Annotated in this window: 12 protein-coding genes; 6 read left to right on the top strand and 6 right to left on the bottom strand. The window is 70.0% G+C overall.

Annotated elements, in window-relative coordinates:
• Positions 1-390: 390 nt before the first annotated feature.
• Together AB0I89_RS28790 and AB0I89_RS28795 are read right to left on the bottom strand one after the other, a co-directional pair.
• On the bottom strand, positions 391-1,104 hold the full coding sequence (locus tag AB0I89_RS28790; RefSeq protein ID WP_357133178.1) for a permease-like cell division protein FtsX: 714 nt from the start codon (positions 1,102-1,104) through the stop codon (positions 391-393).
• Positions 1,105-1,122: 18 nt separating this feature from the next.
• Positions 1,123-2,142, bottom strand: a complete 1,020-nt coding sequence (locus AB0I89_RS28795) for an RNA polymerase subunit sigma-70 (protein WP_357133180.1) — start codon at positions 2,140-2,142, stop codon at positions 1,123-1,125.
• 126 nt (positions 2,143-2,268) lie between these two features.
• Between AB0I89_RS28795 and AB0I89_RS28800 the strand changes: the two genes are divergently transcribed.
• On the top strand, positions 2,269-2,829 hold the full coding sequence (locus AB0I89_RS28800) for a dihydrofolate reductase family protein (RefSeq protein ID WP_357133182.1): 561 nt from the start codon (positions 2,269-2,271) through the stop codon (positions 2,827-2,829).
• Between the two features lie 42 nt (positions 2,830-2,871).
• Here AB0I89_RS28800 and AB0I89_RS28805 read toward each other — a convergent pair whose 3' ends face one another.
• Positions 2,872-3,282 carry an NUDIX domain-containing protein gene (locus AB0I89_RS28805; RefSeq protein ID WP_357133185.1) on the bottom strand — a complete coding sequence of 137 codons (411 nt, stop codon included), beginning with the start codon at positions 3,280-3,282 and terminating at the stop codon, positions 2,872-2,874.
• Positions 3,283-3,395: 113 nt separating this feature from the next.
• On the bottom strand, positions 3,396-4,592 hold the full coding sequence (locus AB0I89_RS28810) for a low temperature requirement protein A (RefSeq protein WP_357133187.1): 1,197 nt from the start codon (positions 4,590-4,592) through the stop codon (positions 3,396-3,398).
• A 59-nt stretch (positions 4,593-4,651) separates the two neighbouring features.
• On the opposite strand from AB0I89_RS28810, the gene AB0I89_RS28815 reads away from it, so the two are divergent.
• The 4 genes from AB0I89_RS28815 to nrfD all read left to right on the top strand — a co-directional run bounded on the left by AB0I89_RS28815 (position 4,652) and on the right by nrfD (position 10,860).
• Positions 4,652-5,443 carry a PrsW family glutamic-type intramembrane protease gene (locus AB0I89_RS28815; RefSeq protein ID WP_357133189.1) on the top strand — a complete coding sequence of 264 codons (792 nt, stop codon included), beginning with the start codon at positions 4,652-4,654 and terminating at the stop codon, positions 5,441-5,443.
• Between the two features lie 147 nt (positions 5,444-5,590).
• Positions 5,591-8,866, top strand: a complete 3,276-nt coding sequence (gene fdh, locus AB0I89_RS28820; RefSeq protein WP_357133191.1) for a formate dehydrogenase — start codon at positions 5,591-5,593, stop codon at positions 8,864-8,866.
• Between the two features lie 3 nt (positions 8,867-8,869).
• Positions 8,870-9,913, top strand: a complete 1,044-nt coding sequence (locus AB0I89_RS28825; protein ID WP_357133193.1) for a 4Fe-4S dicluster domain-containing protein — start codon at positions 8,870-8,872, stop codon at positions 9,911-9,913.
• On the top strand, positions 9,910-10,860 hold the full coding sequence (nrfD, locus tag AB0I89_RS28830; protein ID WP_357133195.1) for an NrfD/PsrC family molybdoenzyme membrane anchor subunit: 951 nt from the start codon (positions 9,910-9,912) through the stop codon (positions 10,858-10,860). Before AB0I89_RS28825 ends, nrfD begins: the two co-directional genes overlap by 4 nt.
• A gap of 37 nt (positions 10,861-10,897) precedes the next feature.
• Here nrfD and AB0I89_RS28835 read toward each other — a convergent pair whose 3' ends face one another.
• Both AB0I89_RS28835 and AB0I89_RS28840 read right to left on the bottom strand, forming a co-directional pair.
• Positions 10,898-12,454, bottom strand: a complete 1,557-nt coding sequence (locus AB0I89_RS28835; protein ID WP_357133197.1) for an OFA family MFS transporter — start codon at positions 12,452-12,454, stop codon at positions 10,898-10,900.
• A gap of 178 nt (positions 12,455-12,632) precedes the next feature.
• Complete coding sequence (locus AB0I89_RS28840; RefSeq protein ID WP_357133199.1) at positions 12,633-13,187, bottom strand: winged helix-turn-helix domain-containing protein; 555 nt, start codon at positions 13,185-13,187, stop codon at positions 12,633-12,635.
• A 290-nt stretch (positions 13,188-13,477) separates the two neighbouring features.
• Here AB0I89_RS28840 and AB0I89_RS28845 point away from each other — a divergent pair, with 290 nt between their 5' ends.
• Positions 13,478-17,884: a S8 family serine peptidase gene (locus tag AB0I89_RS28845; RefSeq protein WP_357133201.1), complete on the top strand. Its 4,407-nt coding sequence runs from the start codon at positions 13,478-13,480 to the stop codon at positions 17,882-17,884.
• Positions 17,885-18,095 lie beyond the last annotated feature (211 nt).

The raw sequence follows: 18,095 nt of genomic DNA on the forward strand, positions 1-18,095 counted from the left end.
TGGCGCCGGGCGGGCAACGGAGTTTGTGATCACGTTACGAGCGCCCTGCGTACGCGCCGCACGCCCGAGATCAAAGGTGGACACGGCTTCGCGGGTTCGAACCGCAGGCCCTTGCCGGGCCGTTACCAGAAGTAGCCGTATCCGTCGCACCGGGCGTGCGGCGAGCGCACCTCCCGAGATCGAAGCGGCGACGGCGACCGGCCCTCGCGGGCCAAGGTGACCTAGGCCGCTGGTCGACGCCACCCGAAGTGGCGGTAGGATTTGAACCTACGTCTCCCCGTTTGAAGCGGAAGTAGCCGTTGCCTGCGCACCGGGAAGTGCCCCACGACGGTAGGCCCGCGTCGCCACACCAACAACCCATTTCGCAGCCTTGTCGAGGGAGGCACGTGGCTACAGCATCGCCAGCGGGACGAGCTGCACGGTGTCGACGCCGTCGAGTTTCCTCAGCTCGGACACTCCCGCGCCCTTCTTGTCCAAGGGCATCTCGAACCGCCAGGACTCGTGTCCCATCTGCGGATCGAGCTGCGTGGTCAGGTCGCCCTTGCCCTGGCAGCGCTCACGCAGACGTTCGTACGCGGCGGCCCGGTCCTCGAAGGCGATCGACCGAGCGGTCGGCAGCGCCCGTACCGCCTGCTCCACGGCGGTCCGCTGCCCGTCGGTCACGGTCGGCTTCACCCGGACGACGATGCCGATCCGCGAGGGCAGGGGATCGACGTCCGCGACCTTGAGGACGACATCCGTGACGCCCGCGACGTCGGCCATCACCAGCTCGACCGCCTCGGCGATCGGCGCGTCGGTGACCGTGGCGTGGAACAGTTCCGGCAGGTACTCCGGTTTGATCTCCGCCAACAGGTCGGGGCTGTCCTTCAGCGCCTCCTTCTCTCGCGCGTACGCCCGCTCGCGGTTCTCGAACGTCACCTGTTCGACGCTGGGCATCGACCTCAGCCGCTGTTCCACGGTGGTCTTCCGGTCCGCCGTGATGTCGTGTTCCAGGAAGACGGTCAGGGCGACCTTCGTGAACTCCGCCGGCTTCGAGGGCTTCGAGGTGCAGGCGGAGACGCCGAGCAGGAGGACCAGTGCCAGGGGTGGAGCGAGGCGACGCATGGGCGGAGATCGTAACGATCAACCGCGGGCGCCGCTGTCCGTCGTCGGCCGATGCCCCTGCCGCACCGGTGCACGGCAGGGCAGGCTCGGCGGGAGTCCGAAGAGGCCGAACAGCGCCGGGTCGACGAACGTCACGCATCGCCGGATCAGGCCGTCCGTCACGCTGAAGAGTTGGAGCGAGTGCGCGCGGACGCGACCGGTGTCCGGGTCGGGCGCGTAGGCCGCCAGGGCCGTGGAGCTGTTCGCCGCCACCGGCAGAAGATGCCACCCCGTCCCCCGCATGCCGAAGACGCGTTCCAGGAAACGCTGATAGTGCGATCTGCCGGCGAGCCAGAGCGCCACCGGAGGCATTTCCAACACGACGTCGTCGGCGAGTAGGCGGGCCAGACCGGGCACATCAGCGGCCTCGAACGCCGCCAGATAGCGCTCGACCACGGCACGTTCGTCGGGGTCGGCCGGCTCGCGTAACTCCTCCAGCGTCGGACCGGCGGCCCGCAGCGTCGCTCGGGCCCGCTGCAGACCGCTGTTCACCGAAGCCACACTGCCGCCGAGGATCTGCGTCACCTCCACGGCCGACAGTTGCAGCACCTCCCGCAGCACCAGCACCGCGCGTTGCCGAGCGGGCAGCAGTTGCAGCGCCGCGACCAGGGCGAGCCGCAGACCCGCCCGCTGCTCAACGGCGTCGGCGGGATCGCCGAGCCGCGAATCGGGGAACGGCTGCAACCAGGGGATGTCGAGGCGGGGGAGCAGCGGGGCTTCCGGATCGCCGGCCGGGTCCAACCCGCTCGGCAGCGGCCTGCGCGCGCGTCCCGCCAGCGCCGTGAGGCAGACGTTCGTCGCGATCCGGTGCAACCAGGTACGCGGCGACGACAGCTGCGGGTCGTACCGGTCGGTCGCCCGCCAGGCGCGCAGCAGCGTCTCCTGCACGAGGTCCTCGGCCTCGTCGACGGATCCGAGCATCCGGTAGCAGTGCGCCAGCAGATCGGCGCGGTACGCCTCGTACCGTTCGTCCCGGTCCTGCGCCGCCGCCTCGACCACGCCGCAGAGCGTACGCCGCACCACCGTCGAGATTTCCCAGCCGAGGCCGATGAGTTCGGGGCGCGGCGTCGGTAGGTGTGCGGTAGGAGCGGTCCGCGGTGGACCGCCACGGCGGGAGGAATCCGCATGGGCGACATCATCGTCATTCAGTTCGCCACGCTGGACGGCGTGGTCTCCGACCCGGACGGGCGCTGGGGCACCGACCACGGTGGGTGGGCGTTCCGGTACGGGCCAGGGCCGGTCAGCGACGACAAGTTCCGCCTCGGCGCCCGGATGGAGCAGGGCGTCCAGCTCTACGGCCGGCGCACCTGGGAGCACTTCGCCCAACTGTGGCCGAAACGCGATGGAGGCTACGCCTCGCTGATGAACGCCGTGCCCAAGCGGGTGGCGACCACCACCGGCATCGACGCGGCGGCCTGGTCAAACTCGGCCCCGATCGACGGCGACCCGGTGGCCTGGGCGGCGGACGAGCGGACGCGGCGCGACGTCGTGGTGATCGGCAGCCTGAGTTTGGTCCGGACGCTGGCGGCCGCGGACGTGATCGACGAGTACCGGCTGATCACGTTCCCGACGATCGTCGGTGCGGGCGAGCGACTGTTCGCGCCCGGGGCGCGGGCCGACTTTCGCTTCAAGGAGGTGGAAGCCGTCGAGGCAGGCGCGTTCACCGTGCTGCGCCGCGAGCGCTGAGCACCGTTCCAGAGCCTCGGGGATGCCTGGCCGAACCCTGGATCAGGCGTCCCCGAGGTGCATCGACAGCGCCGCCACGGTCGAGACCGCCAGCTCACGATCGAACACCTCGTCGCGCGGCACGAAGACCATGGCCTGCCCCTCGCCAAGCACCACGTCCTTCTGCCGCGCGGTGGTGGCGCCACGGAACACGTGCACCGTCACGGTGTGGGGAAAAGCGGCCTCGTACGGACGTGGACCGCTCCACAGCAGGTGCAGCTCACCGGCTGTCAGGCCCGTCTCCTCCAGCAGCTCGCGGCGGGCCGCCTGCTCGGGCGACTCGCCGGGCTCAACGTGGCCGCCAGGAAGGCTCCACTGGTTCGGCGAGACGGGCGCGTGCTCATCGCGATGCTGCATGAGCACGGCTCCGGACGGATCGACGAGCAGAACGAGGGCGACGTCGTAGGTGGCCACCACGAGACCATTTCACCCTGCCCGACTCCTGTCACGCTGCTCTTCCGCTCTGCTGCCCACCGCGTCCGCCGTGACCGTGACCGGCAGGGCTTGCGGTGGACGGTGGGCCGCTGTCAGGCGGGTGGCATCGCCTGGTTCGGAGGGCTGCGCCGGCCGCGCGCCGTGTCCTCGGCGGCGAGCGCCGCGAGGACGAGCGTCGTGAAGGCCAATGGCACCTCCGGCGGCAGGTGGACCGCAACGGGAGACAGGGCGGCCAGCACGAGGATGGCGATCAACCGGGGTACGGTCACCCGGCCGAAGATCACGTATTCGAAGCCGACGCGGCCCAGCAGGAACAGGGCGGGACCGCCAATGATGCCGACGCTCCAGGGCGCTGGCGTGTGGGCGGCGGGTCGGTCCATGGCCAGCGTGAAGCCGACCGCCGCGAGGAGGGTCCCGGCGACCATGGTCATGTGGGCGTACGCCGACCACTGGCTGAGCCGGTGGGGATCGCGGGCGGCGTTGATGGCTGGCCCGAGCTGGCTCCCCGCCTGGTAGATGTAGAGCCGCCACATGAGCGCGGCGCTGGCGAAGGCGAGGACGAGCGCCACGGTACGACGGGGCGTGAACCCGTAGGAACTGGTGGCGGTGAAGGTCATGCCCATGGCCAGGACGATCTCGCCGAGCGCGATGATGAAGACCTGCCGGTAACGCTCGGCGATGTGGGTGGCGGTGATCTCCAGGGCCGCTCCCCGCTCGTGTCCGAGCCGGCTCGGGGTGGGCCAGCGCAGTGCCGCCGCGACGTAGTCCACGGTCAGCGCCCCCAGCCACAGGATGCCGCGGGCCCAACCGTCGACGAATGCTCCGGGGATCCACAGCAGCGTCGAGATCAGGGACCAGAACCGGGCCCGCAGCACATGGTTCAGAACGGGCGTCTTGCGGGCCGCCCGTATGACGAACAGGAAGCGCCCGAAATTGATGAGGGCGAAGGTGGCGGCGAAGAACGGGCCGTTGCCGTGGAATCCCTCGGGCACCTGGATGGCCATCAGGAAGACGCCGAACATGACCAGCACGACGTACCACTGGACCGACGCGTGCTGCGGATCGAACTGGTCGGTCATCCACGCCGTCAGGATCCAGACCCACCACAGCGCCAGCAGCAGCACGAGCGCCTCGAACCCACCCTTGAGAGTGAGGTCGTTGACCAGCAGGTGAGTGAGCTGGGTCAGGGCGAAGACGTACACCAGGTCGAAGAAGAGCTCGATGAACGCCGGCTGCTTCGGAGCCGTCCGGTCGCGCAGCAGTGGCCGCTGCGGTGCGTGGCGATTCATCGCAGTCATCTCAGCACCCGCGCTGGTCTTCGTAACCTGGATCCGCCAGACTCCCCGGTATGCGTGATCGTTCTCGCCGGTGGGCGTGGGTCGGTGTCCTCCTTGTCGGGCTGATCCTCTACGTGGCGGTGCTGCGGACCCTGGTCCGCACCCAGAATCCGAACTTCGTGCCGGCGCTGATCCTGCTCGGCGCGACCCTGGCGCCCCTGACGTTCCTGACGTTCGCCCAGGCCCGTACCGGGCGGTGGCAGGTGCCGGCGTCGGTGCTGGTGACGTCGGCGTTCTTCGGTGGGGTGATCGGCACGGTGGTGGCCGGCACCCTGGAGTACGACACCCTGCGCGGCCTCGGTGGGCTGCCCATGCTGTTCGTGGCGCTGATCGAGGAGTCGGCCAAGCTGATCGTCCCCGTGGTGCTGTTGTTCACGGCCCTGGCCCAGCATCGCCGTCGGGTGCCGTCCGACGGTCTGGTCATCGGCGTGGCGGCCGGCATGGGCTTCGCCGCGCTGGAGACGATGGGGTACGCCTTCACCGCCCTGCTCAGCTCGAAGGGCAACATCGGCGCGGTGGAGCAGACCCTGTTCATCCGGGGGCTGACCGCGCCCGCCGGGCACACCGCCTGGACCGGGTTGACCGCCGGCGCGCTGTGGGCGCTGCTGGCCACCCCGAGCGTCCGCCGCCTGTTCGGGTTCCTGGGCACCTTCGTGGGCGTCGTCGTCCTGCACACGCTCTGGGACACCTTCACCGGTTCGTTCGTCTTCGTCGCCGTGGCGATCGTGAGCATCGGCTGGCTGCTCTGGGAGCTGCGCCGCTACCGGACCTTCGGCGACCATCTGGCCGCCGGGCATCCGTAGTCGACGACCCCGTCCACCATGCCTCCCTCGGCCGCCGTGACCCGGCCGGGGGAGGCATCGTTCTGCTGATCTCGCTGCGGCGGGCCCGTCCGCTCAGCTACTGTCGGAGTATTCATATTTTGGGTCTTTCGTCGGGAAGGTGCAGCGATGGGGGTGCGCCGCTGGATCGAGAGCTGGCCGCTCTATCGCCAGCTCAGCGGCACCGACCCGCTCGGTCGCGGCGCCGCCGCCAAGTCGGCCCGATCCCGGTCGCTGACCGCCCGCACCGAGACCGCCGAGAGTGTCGCGCGGTCGGTGTGTCCGTACTGCGCGGTGGGGTGCGGTCAGCGGGTCTTCGTCGCCGACGGGCAGGTCACGCAGATCGAGGGTGACCCGGACAGTCCGATCTCGCGCGGTCGGTTGTGTCCCAAGGGGTCCGCGAGCAAGAGCCTGGTGACGAGTCCGCTGCGCCAGACGACGGTCCGCTACCGCCGTCCGTACGGCACCGAGTGGGAGGACCTGGACCTCGACACGGCGCTCAACATGATCGCGGACCGGGTCCTGGCCGCCCGGGACGAGACCTGGGAGGACGTGGACGAGCAGGGCCGGCCGTTGCACCGGACGCTGGGGATTTCCAGCCTGGGTGGGGCGACGCTGGACAACGAGGAGAACTACCTCATCAAGAAGTTGTTCACGGCGATGGGGGCGTTGCAGATCGAGAACCAGGCGCGTATTTGACACTCCGCCACCGTCCCCGGTCTGGGGGCCAGCTTCGGTCGCGGCGGCGCCACCCAGTACCAGCAGGACCTGTCGAACTCCGACGTGATCATCATCCAGGGTTCGAACATGGCCGAGGCGCATCCGGTCGGTTTCCAGTGGGTGATGGAGGCCAAGCGTCGGGGCGCGAAGGTGTTCCACGTCGACCCGCGGTTCACGCGCACGAGCGCGGTGGCGGACGCGTACCTGCCGATCCGGGCGGGGACGGACATCGCGTTGTTGGGTGGGGTGATCCGGTACATCCTCGACAACGAGTTGGACTTCCGCGAGTACGTCCTCGCCTACACCAACGCCGCCACCATCGTGACCGACGACTTCCAGGACACCGAGGACCTGCACGGGCTCTTCTCCGGCTTCGTCGAGGCCAACGCCAGCTACGACCAGAGCAGTTGGCAGTACGAGGGCGCCCCGGAGAACATCTCCACCCGGGACACCGAGACGCAGCGGGAGACGGCGGCGGGGCTGGAGCACGAGTCGCACGGTGCGCCGGTGGGTGGGCAGACCCAGCGGGACGAGACGTTGCACCATCCGCGCTGCGTCTATCAGATCCTCAAGCGGCACTATGCCCGCTACACGCCGGAGATGGTGGAGCGGGTCTGCGGTATTCCCCAGGAGAAGTTCCTGGAGCTGGCGCGGGCGTGGACGGAGAACTCGGGCCGGGAACGCACCGGGATGCTTGTCTATTCGGTGGGTTGGACGCAGCACAGCGTGGGCGTGCAGTACATCCGTGCCGGGGCGATCATCCAGCTCCTGCTGGGCAACGTGGGCCGTCCGGGTGGCGGGGTCATGGCGTTGCGCGGGCACGCGAGCATCCAGGGCTCGACCGACATCCCGACCCTGTTCAACCTGCTGCCCGGCTACCTGCCCATGCCTCACCACGCCGACCACCCGACCCTCGACGAGTGGATCGGCAGCATCGCCCATCCAGAGCAGAAGGGCTTCTGGGGCAACGCGCGCGCCTACGGGGTGAACCTGCTCAAGGCGTACTGGGGTGACGCGGCCACCGCCGAGAACGACTACTGCTACGGCCACCTGCCCCGGATGACCGGCGACCACGGCACGTACCAGCAGGTATTGGACATGATCGACGGGAAGATCAAGGGGTACTTCCTGCTCGGTCAGAACCCGGCCGTCGGGTCCGCGCACGGCCGGGCGCAGCGCCTGGGCATGGCGAACCTCGACTGGCTGGTCGTGCGGGACCTGTTCATGATCGAGAGCGCGACCTTCTGGAAGAACGGTCCGGAGATCGAGACGGGCGAGATCGTGCCGCGGGAGTGCCGCACCGAGGTGTTCTTCCTGCCCGTCGCGTCGCACGTGGAGAAGGAGGGCACGTTCACGCAGACCCAGCGGCTGTTGCAGTGGCGGGAGAAGGCCGTCGAGCCGCCGGGCGACGCCCGCTCCGAGCTGTGGTTCTTCTACCACCTCGGTCGCATCATCCGGGAACGCCTCGCGCGCTCGACCCGACCGCGCGACCGGGCGCTGCTCGACCTCACCTGGGACTACCCCACGCACGGTCCGCACGCGGAGCCCAGCGCCGAGTCGGTGCTGCGCGAGATCAACGGGTACGACGTGACGACCGGCCGACCGTTGGCGAGCTACACGGAGATGAAGGACGACGGCTCCACGGCGGGGGGCTGCTGGATCTACACGGGGGTGTACGCCGACGGCGTCAACCAGGCCGCCCGCCGCAAGCCCGGCGCGGAACAGTCCCTGGTGGCGCCCGAATGGGGTTGGGCCTGGCCGTCGAACCGGCGCATCCTCTACAACCGTGCCTCCGCCGACCCGGACGGCCGCCCGTGGAGCGAACGCAAGAAGTACGTCTGGTGGGACGCGGAGAAATCCGAGTGGACCGGCTACGACGTGCCGGACTTCGAGAAGACCAAGGCGCCCTCGTACCGGCCCCCGCCGAACACCTCGGGCGTCGCGGGCATCGCGGGCGACGACCCGTTCATCCTCCAGGGCGACGGCAAGGGTTGGCTGTACGCGCCCAGCGGCGTCCTGGACGGGCCGCTGCCCACCCACTACGAGCCGGTCGAGTCGCCGGTGCGTAACCCGCTCTACCGCCAGCAGGCCAACCCGACCCGCAAGGTCTACATCCATCCGATCAACAACCTCAACCCGAGCCCACCGGAGCAGCACAGCGACGTCTTCCCGTACGTCTTCACGGTCAGCCGGCTCACCGAGCACCACACGGCCGGCGGCATGAGCCGGACCGTGCCGCACCTCGCCGAGCTGCAACCGGAGATGTTCGTCGAGGTGTCGCCCGAGCTGGCCGCGCACCGGGGACTGACTCACCTGGGTTGGGCGCACCTGGTCACCACCCGCGCGGCCATCGAGGCACGGGTCCTGGTGACCGACCGCGTGACACCCCTGCGGGTTGACGGTCGGATCCTGCACCAGGTGTGGCTGCCGTACCACTTCGGGTTCGAGGGTCTGGTGACCGGCGACTCGGCCAACGACCTGTTCGGCATCACCCTCGACCCCAACGTCCTCATCCAGGAGAGCAAGGTCGGCACGTGCGACGTACGGCCCGGCCGGCGACCGAGAGGACAGGACCTGCTGGATCTTGTCCTGGACTACCGGCGACGGTCGGGCAACCTGAGCCACCGCTATCCGCCGCTGGTCACGACCGACGTCGCCGACAGCAGCAGCGACCAGGAGGACTGAGCGATGCCGCATGCCAACGCCCTGTACGGGCCGCTCGATCCGGCGCCGGACGCGGGTTATGTGGACGCGCCGCAGCGGATGGGGTTCTTCACCGATACGAGTGTGTGTATCGGGTGTAAGGCGTGTGAGGTGGCGTGCAAGGAGTGGAACGACGTCCCGGGAAGTGGTCTGGATCTGTTGGGGATGTCGTATGACAACACGGGTGCGTTGACGGCGAACTCGTGGCGGCATGTGGCGTTCGTGGAGCAGCCGCGCCCACTCGGTGGGACCACCCCGGCGTTCGCCGGGTACCCGGACGGGCCGGCGGTCAGCCCGGCGACGGCGGCCGTCGGGGCGCGGACCGCCGCCGACACCGGCACCGACCCGGGTCTGGCACCTGGCGAGCCCGCTGCGGCGACCCGCATGTCGGGCGGCCCGGAGTTCCTGGGTATGCCGGGGGCGCAGCCGCCGGGGCGTGGTTCTGGCGCGGAGGGTCGGTCGGATTTTCGGTGGTTGATGATGTCGGATGTGTGTAAGCACTGCACGCATGCGGCTTGTTTGGATGTGTGTCCGACGGGGTCGTTGTTCCGGACGGAGTTCGGGACGGTGGTGGTGCAGGAGGACATCTGTAATGGGTGTGGGTACTGCATTTCGGCGTGTCCGTACGGGGTGATTGATCAGCGTAAGGGTGATGGTCGGGCGTGGAAGTGCACGTTGTGTTACGACCGTCTGGGTGTGGGGATGACGCCGGCGTGTGCGCAGGCGTGTCCGACGGAGTCGATCCAGTACGGGCCCCTCGACGAGTTGCGGGAGCGGGCGGCGGTGCGGGTGGCGACGTTGCACGGCCGGGGTGTTCCCGAGGCCCGCTTGTACGGGCACGACCCGGACGATGGTGTGGGTGGTGACGGGGCGTTCTTCCTGCTGCTGGACGAGCCGGAGGTGTACGGGCTGCCGCCGGACCCGGTGGTGACGACCCGGGACCTACCGGCCATGTGGAAACACGCCGGCATCGCCGCCCTGACGATGGCCGCCGTCACGGTTGGCGCGTTCCTCGGCAGGCGGTCATGACGCGCGAGCAGCTGACCGTGCCACCGGCCGACTTCAGCTCCTACTACGGTCGGCCGATCCTCAAGGCGCCGGTGTGGAAGCGCGACATCGCCGGATACCTGTTCACCGGGGGCCTCGCCGCCGGCGGCGCCCTGATCGGCGCGGGCGCCCAACTGACCGGACGTCCCGAGTTGCGCCGGGTGGGCCGCTGGACGGCTCTCGGCGGCACCCTCGCCAGCGCGTACCTGCTGGTGCACGACCTCGGTCGGCCGGCGCGGTTCCACCACATGCTCCGGGTCGCCAAACCGACCTCGCCCATGTCGATGGGCACCTGGATCCTCACCGCGTTCGGCCCGGCCGCCGGGGTGGCCGCGGTCGCCGAACTCGCGCCACGGCTGCCACGGCACGGTGTGCTGGGCCTCGCCCGTCGGCTGGCGCCCGGCGTCGGTGACATCGCCGGTCTCGCCGCGGCGGCCACCGCTCCGGCACTGGCCACGTACACCGGGGTCCTGCTCGCCGACACCGCCGTACCGGCCTGGCACGACGCGTACCCCGATCTGCCGTTCGTCTTCGGCGGCAGCGCGCTCGTCGCGGCCGCCGGGGTCGGCCTCATCGTGGCGCCCCCCGCCCAGACCGCCCCGCTGCGCCGGCTCGCCGTCGCCGGCGCGGCCCTCAAGCTGGTCGGTGGTCACCGGATGGAGCGGCTGCCGGTCACGGGCGAGCCCTACCGCAGCGGTCACAGCGGTCGCCTGGTCCGGGCGGGCAACGTGTTGATCAGCGTTGGCGCGGTCGCCGCGCTGCTCTCCCGACGTAGCCGGTTCCTGTCGGTGCTCTCCGGCGCGGCCCTGGTGGCCTCGTCGGTGGCCACCCGGTTCGGGATCTTCGAGGCCGGATCGGTGTCCGCGCGCGATCCGAGATACACGGTCGTACCCCAGCGGGAACGCCTCGCCGGCGCCGGCCGGCGCTGACCGCCCCGCGCGGTGAGCGCCGGCCGCTCCGGCCGCCTCAGCCGGTGAAGAGCTTCGCGGCCGTGCTGACGGTCTCGACGATGCCGTAGCCGAGCAGCACCGCGACGAGCAGCCACGACAGCCAGAGCCGCCCGGTCTGATCGCCGACGTGTTCGGGCACGGGTGGTGTGCTCTGCGGGCCGAGGGCGACCGGCTCGGTGACGCTCGCCCGGGCCACGGGCGAGGCCGACCCCCGGTCCGGCTCGTGGAACCGGTCGGGGACGGCACGGACCAGCAGGTTGGCGACGAAGCCGATGGCGAGCACGCCGACCATGGTGAACAGAGCGGGCCGGTACGCCGACGCGGTGAGCGTCCCGGGCTTGCCCTGGGTGTCGAGGATCCGGTTGACGATCAGCGGGCCGGCGATGCCCGCCGCCGACCAGGCGGTCAGCAACCGCCCGTGGATGGCGCCGACCTGGAAGGTCCCGAACAGATCCCGCAGGTACGCGGGCATGGTGGCGAAGCCGCCGCCGTAGAAGGAGATGATCAGAGCGGCGATCAGTACGAAGAGCGCCGTCGCCGCGTGCCCGGCCACCGCTAGCAGCGCGTAGAGCACCATGCCGACACCGAGGTAGACCAGGTAGATCGGCTTGCGGCCGATCACGTCGGACGTCGTCGACCAGACGAACCGGCCGGCCATGTTGAACAGCGACAGCACACCCACGAAGCCGGCCGCCGCCGACACCGACACGGCGGTGGACCCGTTGTCCCGGAAGAAGTCCTGAATCATCGGGCTGGCCTGCTCCAGGATGCCGATGCCCGCCGTGACGTTGCAGAACAGCACGATCCACAGCAGCCAGAACGAGCGGGTGCGTACGGCGTTGGACGCGGAGACGCTCGCCCTCGTCACCAGCGGTCGGGCCGCGACCCGATCGGGGTCGAACCCGGCGGGCCGCCAGTCGGGCGGTGGCACCCGCACGTTGAACGGACCGAACATCATGATCACGAAGTAGCCGATGCCGAACGTGACGAACAGTCCCACGAGGGCGGACCCGGACGCCACCGCCGCCGGGTTGGCCGGGTTGTAGTCGGGGTCGTAGAGCGACAGCAGTTGGCGCGCGAGTGGACCGGCGACCAGAGCGCCACCGCCGAACCCCATGATCGCCAGGCCGGTGGCGAGTCCCGGCCGGTCCGGGAACCACTTGATCAGCGTGGAGACGGGCGAGATGTAGCCGATGCCCAGTCCGATGCCGCCGATGACGCCGTAGCCGAGGTAGAGCAGCCAGAGTTGCTGGGTCGCGATGCCGAGCGCGCCGACCAGGAAGCCGGTGGCCCAGAAGCAGGCGGAGACGAACATCGCCCGGCGCGGGCCGTTGCGCTCCACCCACCGGCCGCCCACCGCCGCCGACGATCCCAGCATGACGATGGCGATGCTGAAGATCGCCCCGATCGCCGTCTGGCTCGCGTCGAAGTGCGCGATGAGCGAGTTCTTGTAGACGCTCGTCGCGTAGACCTGACCGATGCACACGTGCACGGCCAACGCCGCGGTCGGGATGAGCCAGCGGCTGTATCCCGGGGGAGCGACGGTGTGCCGGGGATCGAATACCGACAGCATGGAACTCTCACCTCCTGCGGCTGAGCGGGCAGGCGGCGGGCGCGTCCGGCGTTCGCCGTTGATCGGCTGTAGTTCACGTTACGTGCCCGTACGGCGCTCCTCCCGGATACGGGAAAACACGCTGACCCGGGCCGTGGCGGTCGGCCCGTGCTGACGAACTGCCTGAATCAGGCGGCAGTCAGGCACGCCCGATCCGCGGGTCCTGCCGGTCGGTGAGCCGCAGCCCGACGCCACGGACCACTTCGATCGTGGCGCCGGTGCCGAGGACCACCAGCTTGCGCCGCAGCCGCTTCACCAGGGACTGGACGTCCGCCCGCTGCGCGCGCCCCTCGTCGTGCCACACCGACCGGTGCAGCTCGGCGTAGCTCCACACCCGGACCGGCTCGGTGGTGAGGCAGATCAGCAGGTCATGTTCCAACCGGGTCAGGCCGACCTCGCGCGCCGCGTAGCGGGCGGTGGAGCGGGCCGAGTCGACGACCAGGGCGGGGTGGGACTCGGCCGTCGGCGGACGACCCGGCGACGGCTCGCTCGGCGGCCCGGTCCGCTGCTGCGGCGCTCCGATCAGCCGGCGCAGCTCGTCGAGGTCGGCCACCAGCAGCAGCGGCGCGACGCCGTCGAGCCGCTCCGCGAGTCGAATGCGCTCGCGCGGTGACGGCGTTACCGCGATCAGCAGCGGAAACTCCTCGTCGGCCGGGTCGCCCCCGTCCAACGCCGCGTCGTCGGTCTCCGCCACCGCACCGCCTGGAATCGATGGGCATCCCTGCCCACCTATCGTCATGGTCCTGACAATGTTTGGCAAGCGCGTCACCAGCAGGGCAACCGGTAGCGACAAGATGCTCACAGCAAGTTCTTGATCGTCCTTTCCTCTCGATCATAGTGTCCACTCGGGCAACCGGCGTGACCCGCGCGGTGCATGGGGGAGGCATGAAGGGGTCCGTTCGCTCGGTTCCGTCGAGTGGATCTCGTGCACTTCCCACCATGGCCCACGTACACCCCTGGGTCGTTCTGAGGAAGGCGGCACCGATGTTCAGACGTCCACAATGGAGACGCACGGCCAGATCGGCGGTAAGCGCCGGCGCGGCGCTGGTCCTCGCCGCCACGTGCCTGGCCAGCTTCGGCTCCGGGGCGCAGGCCGCGCCCGGCTCGACGGGTACCGCCGTCGGGGACAAGATCCGGCCGGAACTCGCCAAGCAGTTCGAGGCCAAGAGCGCAGGGGACTTCTGGATTCGGTTCAAGGACCGCGCGGACCTGAGCAAGGCCAGCGCCATCAAGGACTGGACCAAGCGGGGCGCGGCCGTGGCGCAGGCGCTGCGGGACAGCGCCGCCGGGAGCCAGAGCAAGGTCCGCGCCGAACTCGACAGCTCCGGTACGAAGTACCAGAGCTTCTGGGCCACCAACGCCATCAAGGTGAACAGCGGCTCCCTGGCGATGGCCCAGCAGTTCGCCGCCCGCAGCGAGGTCGAGGGCCTCTACGCCCCGGTCGCCTACGAGCTGCCGAAACTGACCAAGGGGACCGACGAGAAGACCGTCAACGCGGTCGAGTGGGGCGTCGCCAACATCAACGCCGACGACGTCTGGTCCCAGTACGGCGTCACCGGCGAGGGCGTCACCATCGCGAGCATCGACAGCGGTGTGCAGTACGACCACCCGGCCCTGGTGAACTCCTACCGTGGCAACAACGGCGACGGCACGTTCGACCACGACTACAACTGGTTCGACGCCGCCGGGACGTGCGACGGCGCGCCCTGCGACGACGACGGCCACGGTACGCACACCATGGGCACCATGGCCGGCTCCGCCGGCGCGAACCAGATCGGTGTCGCGCCCGGCGTCAAGTGGATCGCGGCGAACGGCTGCTGCCCCACCGACGAGGCGCTGATCGAATCCGGTCAGTGGATGCTCGAGCCGACCGACTCGAACGGCCAGAACCCGGACGCCAGCAAGCGCCCCAACATCATCAACAACTCGTGGGGCACCCGACTGCCGTCCAACGAGCCGTTCATGGAGGACGTGACCCTGGCCTGGGCCGCCTCGGGCATCTTCGGGGTGTTCTCCAACGGCAACAGCGGACCGGCGTGCCAGACCAGCGGTTCGCCGGGAAGCCTGGCCAGCAACTACTCGGCGGGCGCGTACGACGTCAACAACAACATCGCCAGCTTCTCGGCCCGGGGCGTCGGGCAGAACGGCGAGATCAAGCCCAACATCTCCGCGCCCGGCGTGAACGTCCGGTCGAGCGTCCCCGGCAACGGGTACGGCACCGCCAGCGGCACGTCAATGGCCGCACCGCACCTGGTGGGCGCGATCGCCCTGCTGTACTCGGCGGCACCCTCGCTGGTCGGTGACGTCGACGCGACGCGCGCGCTGCTCAACGGCACCGCGATCGACAAGGCCGACGACCAGTGCGGTGGCACCGCCGCGGACAACAACGTCTGGGGTGAGGGCCGGCTGGACGCCCTCGCGCTGCTCAACGCCGCCCCCACCGGCGACGTCGGCACCCTGGCCGGCACGGTCACCGACGCGGCCACCGGCGCCCCGATCGCCGGCGCGACCCTGACGCTCACCGGCCCGACCTCGCGCGAGATCACCACGGGCGCCGACGGCACGTACTCGACCCTCCTCCCGACCGGTGACTACCAGGTCGTCGTGTCCGCGTTCGGATACGGCAGCGCCACGAAGACGGCGACGGTCACCAACCGCACGACCACGACGCTCGACGTCGCCCTGACGGCGGTGCCGCGCGTCAACGTCACCGGCTCGGTCACCGACGGCTCCGGCCACGGCTGGCCGCTATACGCGAAGGTGACCGTGAGCGGCCCGGCGGGCGTGTACGACTACACGACCCCGTCGAACGGCCGCTACAGCATCACGGTGCCGGCCGGGCAGACGTACACCCTGACGTACGAGGTGCAGTACCCGGGCTACCAGAAGGTCACCAAGGAGGTCGTGGTCGGCACCCGCAACGTGACGGCCAACGTCGCGGTGCCGGTGGACACCACCAGGTGCACGACAGCCCCCGGCTACACGTTCGGCTCCGACGGCGAGTACGAGACCTTCGACGCGACGACCACCCCGGCCGGTTGGTCGGTGGTGGACAACGTCGGCGGCGGCCAGGTGTGGAAGTTCACCGACGACGGTGGCCGGGGCAACCTGACCGGTGGCGCCGGCAACTTCGCGATGATCGACAGTGACGACTACGGCGCGGGCAAGACCCAGGACAGCTCCCTGGTCAGCCCGGTTGTCGACCTGACCGCCGTCAGCGCCCCGGTCATCCGGTTCAACCAGGACTTCAACCAGCTCAACGACGACACCGCCGATGTCGACCTGAGCATCGACGGGGGCGCCACCTGGACGAACGTCCTGCGGCAGGAGACCGACGTCCGGGGACCGAAGCTCACCGAGATCCCGATCCCGCAGGCGGCCGGCAAGTCGCAGGTCCAGGTGCGGTTCCACTACTACGACGCCAAGTACGACTGGTGGTGGGAGGTCGACAACGTCCTGATCGGCAGCCAGGTCACCTGCGTGCCGGTCGACGGCGGCCTGGTCGTGGGCAACGTCCGCGACAAGAACGACGACAGCTACCTCAACGGCGCCACCGTCACCAGCAACGACCGGCCCGCCGAGAAGGCGGTGACCGTGGCGACCCCGGACGACCCGGGGCTGCCGGACGGGTTCTACTGGATCTACTCGACGCTCACCGGTACCCACAAGTTCACCGCGACGGCCGGCAGCTACGTCAGCCAGAGCAAGCAGGTCGACGTCGAGCCTGACTGGGCGACGACCGCGAACTTCGTCCTCGCGGCCGGCCGCCTGTCGGTGGCACCCGCCGCGCTGAGCGCGACGCTCCAGATGCCCAGCGGCAAGGCGACCAGGACGTTCACCGTGACCAACACGGGCGGCGCGCCCGTGGAGGTCGCCTTCGGTGAGCGGGACGACGGCTTCGAGTTGCTGCGGGCCGACGGCTCGCGGGTGACCCGGCAGCAGGCGCTCGGCGCGGCTGGTGCGGCCGAGCAACGGCTGACGGTCCCGACGTCGGTCGCGGCCAGGTCGTCCGGCAAGGCGGCGACGGCGACGCCCGCGGCGGCCGGTCCGCAGGCCGCGCCGTGGACCGACATCGCCGACTACCCGGGCAACATCATGGACAACCGGGTGGTCACCCTGGACGGCAAGGTGTACTCGATCGGTGGTGGTGACGGAACCGCCTCCACCGCGAAGACCTACGCCTACGACCCGGTCGCGCAGGCCTGGACGGCTGCCGCCGACCTTCCCGGCGCCCGCAACGCGCTGACCGTCGGCGTGGTCGGTGGGAAGATCATCGCAACGGGCGGTTGGGGCGACTCCGGTCCGGACGCCGCTACCTGGTCGTACGACCCGGCGGCCAACACCTGGACCGAGCTGGCCGACAACCCCGCGCCACGGGCCGCGGCCGGGCAGGCGGTCGTCGACGGCAAGCTCTACGCCGTGGGCGGGTGCACGACCGCGGCCTGCGTGCCGATGTCGAACACCGTGGTCCGCTACACCCCCGGCACCGACACCTGGGAGACGGTGGCCAACTACCCGAAGTCGGTGGCCTTCGCCTCCTGCGGCGGGATCGACGGCGTCCTCTACTGCACGGGTGGCAACGACGGCACCGCGGCGCAGAAGGCCAGTTACGCCTACGACCCGGGCGCCAACACCTGGACCGCGATCGCGGACGCGCCGACCGACAACTGGGCCAGCTCGTACGCGGTGGCCAGCGGCAAGCTGCTGGTCGTGGGCGGTTCGCAGGGCGGCGCCATCACCAACGCCGGTTTCGCCTTCGACCCGGCCACCAGCTCGTGGTCGAACCTGCCGAACGCCAACACCGCCCGGTACCGGGGTGGCGCGGCGTGTGGCTTCTACAAGATCGGTGGCTCGTCCGGCAGCTTCGACGCGGCGCCGGACAGCGAGGCGCTGCCGGGCTTCGAGGGGTGCGCCGAGGCGGCGGCCGACGTCAGCTGGATGACGATCGACAAGACCACGGCCACCCTCGCGCCGGGGGAGAAGGTCACGGTCACCGTCGGGTTGACCGCGAACGTGGACCAGCCGGGCACCTACTCGGCCGGAGTCACGATCCGGGAGAACACGCCGTACTCGGTGCCGCCGGTGGCGGTGACCATGATCGTGACGCCCCCGAAGACCTGGGGCAAGCTGATGGGTACGGTGACCGGGACGAGCTGCGCGGGCGCGACCGCGCCGATCGCCGGTGCGGTGGTGCAGGTCGACTCGTGGGCGATGTCGTTCACCTTCGCGACCGACGCCGCCGGCAACTACGCCTACTGGATGGACCGCCGGAACAACCCGCTCACGTTGATCGTCGCCAAGGACGGCTGGAAGCCCCAGACCCGTCAGACGAAGATCAGCACCACCACTCCCACGGTGGAGAACTTCGGGTTGGCGCCGATTCGGTGCTGACCCCGAAGCGCTGACGCAGTGATCCGGCCCGCCTGGTCCTCGACCAGGCGGGCCGGCCTTAACCGGCTCACGCAGTGCCACGCCGCGCGTCTTCGCGACCGCCACGCCAGGCGACCGACGGCGACACCACCTGATGAGCGTGATGCCGGTGAGTCATCTAGATGACTCACCGGCATCACGCTCATCAGCATTACCGCCGCCGCGCAGGACC

It is taken from the genome of Micromonospora sp. NPDC049801 (genome assembly GCF_040656575.1).
Classification (GTDB): Bacteria; Actinomycetota; Actinomycetes; order Mycobacteriales; family Micromonosporaceae; genus Micromonospora.